We start from the raw sequence: 3,404 nt of genomic DNA, 5'->3' as shown, positions 1-3,404 counted from the left end.
CTACCCGTGAGACGGGAACAGCCCTGGTTGGGTTTTGTCCAACTGGGGCTGTTTTATGTTTGGGATATCGTATTGAGAGTTTTTGGATTTTTTCTAGGTTTGGCGGTGACCTACTCTCCCACGTCTTGAGACGCAGTACCATTGGCGCGCCGGCACTTAACGGCCGAGTTCGGGATGGGATCGGGTGTTTTGCTCGTGCTATGACCACCAAACCGAGGAAAAATCCATGTTCGGCGCTTTGCGTTGCAAAGCGCCGGGTGGCGGAAGCGATTGCGCTTTCGCAATTGCGTGCCACACCTGCGTAAGCTGGGCGCGGCTTTTGCCACCAACATCAGGTTTTGTCCAGGTCATTTCTGACTTCTGATTGTGTTCCAGTCTTGCTTTTACTGGATCAAATCAAGCCTATCGGGCCATTAGTACCGGTCAACTGAACGCATTGCTGCGCTTACATCTCCGGCCTATCGACGTGGTGGTCTACCACGGCCCTCAGGGATACCTTGTTTTGAGGGGGGCTTCCCGCTTAGATGCCTTCAGCGGTTATCCTTTCCGGACATAGCTACCCTGCACTGCGGCTGGCGCCACAACAGGTCCACCAGTGGTCCGTTCACCCCGGTCCTCTCGTACTAGGGGCAACTCCTCTCAAGTATCCTACACCCACGGCAGATAGGGACCGAACTGTCTCACGACGTTCTAAACCCAGCTCACGTACCTCTTTAAACGGCGAACAGCCGTACCCTTGGGACCTGCTCCAGCCCCAGGATGAGATGAGCCGACATCGAGGTGCCAAACGGTGCCGTCGATATGGACTCTTGGGCACCATCAGCCTGTTATCCCCGGCGTACCTTTTATCCGTTGAGCGATGGCCCTTCCACTCGGGACCACCGGATCACTATGGCCGTCTTTCGACTCTGCTCGACTTGTCAGTCTTGCAGTCAGGCTGGCTTCTGCCATTGCACTCAACGAGCGATTTCCGACCGCTCTGAGCCAACCTTCGCGCGCCTCCGTTACGCTTTAGGAGGCGACCGCCCCAGTCAAACTACCCGCCACACAGGGTCCCGGATCCGGATAACGGACCGCGGTTAGACATCAAGCAGAACAAGGGTGGTATCTCAAGGAAGGCTCCACAGAGACTGGCGTCCCTGCTTCGAAGCCTACCACCTATCCTGCACATGTTCGGCCTAATGCCAGTGTGAAGCTGTAGTAAAGGTGCACGGGGTCTTTCCGTCTAACCGCGGGAAGCCTGCATCTTGACAGGCAATTCAATTTCGCTGAGTCGATGTTGGAGACAGCGGGGAAGTCGTTACGCCATTCGTGCAGGTCGGAACTTACCCGACAAGGAATTTCGCTACCTTAGGACCGTTATAGTTACGGCCGCCGTTTACCTGGGCTTCAATTCGGAGCTCTCACCCCTCCTTTTAACCTTCAGGCACCGGGCAGGCGTCAGACCCTATACGTCGTCTTGCGACTTCGCAGAGCCCTGTGTTTTTAGTAAACAGTCGCCACCCCCTGGTTTGTGCCCCCGGATCCAAGTTGCCTTGAACCCGGGCCTCCTTCTCGCGAACTTACGGAGGTATTTTGCCGAGTTCCTTCAACATCGTTCTCTCAAGCGCCTTGGTATTCTCTACCAGTCCACCTGTGTCGGTTTAGGGTACGGTCTGATGGAGGGCTATTTCCAGGAACCGCTCAGCAGCAAGGTCAATCCGATAAGACCTCACTACACCTGCGATCCGTCACATCCTCCTGGCCTAGGAATATTAACCTAGTTCCCATCGTCTACGCATTTCTGCCTCGACTTAGGGGCCGGCTTACCCTGCTCAGATTAGCTTTAAGCAGGAACCCTTGGACTTTCGGCGAGAGTGTCTCTCACACTCTTTGTCGCTACTCATGTCATCATTCTCGCTAGTGATCTCTCCACCGGATCCCTCACAGGCCGGCTTCACAGAAAACTCCGAGCCTCCAACACTCCCGAAGGAGTTAAGGAGGCATGGAGTTATATCACACTACGCTCCGCTACCATGCCTTGCGGCATCCTCAGCTTCGGCTCATGGCTTGAGCCCCGTTACATCTTCGCCGCAGGACAACTTGATTAGACCAGTGAGCTGTTACGCTATCTTTAAAGGATGGCTGCTTCTAAGCCAACCTCCTGGTTGTTATGGTCGTCCCACCTGCTTTCCCACTTAGCCATGAATTAGGGGCCTTAGCTGGAGGTCAGGGTTGTTTCCCTCTCCACTACGGGCGTTAGCACCCGCAGTGTGTCTGCCATCTAGTACTCCCGGGTATTCGGAGTTTGGTTAGGATCAGTAAGCCTGTGGGGCCCCATTACCCATCCAGTGCTCTACCCCCCGGGGTATTCGGATGACGCTCTACCTAAATAGATTTCGCGGAGAACCAGCTATCTCCGAGTTTGATTGGCCTTTCACCCCTAGGCACAACTCATCCCGACCTTTTTCAACAGGTGTGGGTTCGGACCTCCAGTAAGTGTTACCTTACCTTCATCCTGGTCATGCCTAGATCACTCGGTTTCGGGTCTGATCCAACATACTCGACGCCCTATTAAGACTCGCTTTCGCTACGCCTACACCTATCGGCTTAAGCTTGCATGTTAGACCAAGTCGATGACCCATTATACAAAAGGTACGCCGTCAGGGCTCGAGGCCCCTCCGACTGCTTGTAGGCGTCCGGTTTCAGAAACTGTTTCACTCCCCTCGTCGGGGTGCTTTTCACCTTTCCCTCACGGTACTGGTTCGCTATCGGTCAGCAAGGAGTACTTAGCCTTCGAAGGTGGTCCTCCGATCTTCAGACAGGATTTCACGTGTCCCGCCCTACTTAATTCGTACCTCAAAGCTTCCCATACGGGACTGTCACCCACTATGGTCAATCTTTCCAGATTGTTCTGGTCACTTATCGGTCTCGGCTGGTCCCCGTTCGCTCGCCGCTACTAGGGGAGTATCAATTGATTTCCTTTCCTCCGGGTACTTAGATGTTTCAGTTCCCCGGGTTTGCTCTTTGAAGCCTATGTATTCAGCCTCAAAGTACCTGGTTCAACCTCATAAAGATAACCGAGGCTATCTATATGATGCTGTCAGGTGGGTTGCCCCATTCGGAAATTCCTGGATCAAAGCTTATTCTCAGCTCCCCAGGACTTATCGCAGAGTATCACGTCCTTCATCGCCTCTTGCTGCCAAGGCATCCACCAAACGCCCTTCTCGCGCTTGATCTGATCCAGAAAGAGCAAGACTTGCGTCTTCCGGCGCCAGGCTGGTTCGACCAGCGCCTCTCTTCCCGTTCAGAAGTCGTACATTTCCCGCATGTTCCCGAAGGAACATACTGTTTGGTTAGTGTACTTGACTTGGACAAAATTGCCGTTTCATGGCCGGTTGCAGGCTCGGAGGCAAATCCAAGCA

General features: G+C 53.9%; 2 rRNA genes. Both read right to left on the bottom strand.

The window, feature by feature from the left end:
* Window positions 1-97 precede the first annotated feature (97 nt).
* Window positions 98-212, bottom strand: a 5S ribosomal RNA gene (gene rrf, locus CHB86_RS23985).
* Window positions 213-392: 180 nt separating this feature from the next.
* Window positions 393-3,218 (bottom strand): 23S ribosomal RNA (locus CHB86_RS23980).
* Window positions 3,219-3,404: the final 186 nt, after the last annotated feature.

Source organism: Tropicimonas sediminicola (genome assembly GCF_900188335.1).
Lineage (GTDB): Bacteria > Pseudomonadota > Alphaproteobacteria > Rhodobacterales > Rhodobacteraceae > Tropicimonas > Tropicimonas sediminicola.
The sequence above is the reverse complement of the archived record's forward strand: the minus strand, read 5'-3'. Positions and strand labels throughout refer to the sequence as shown.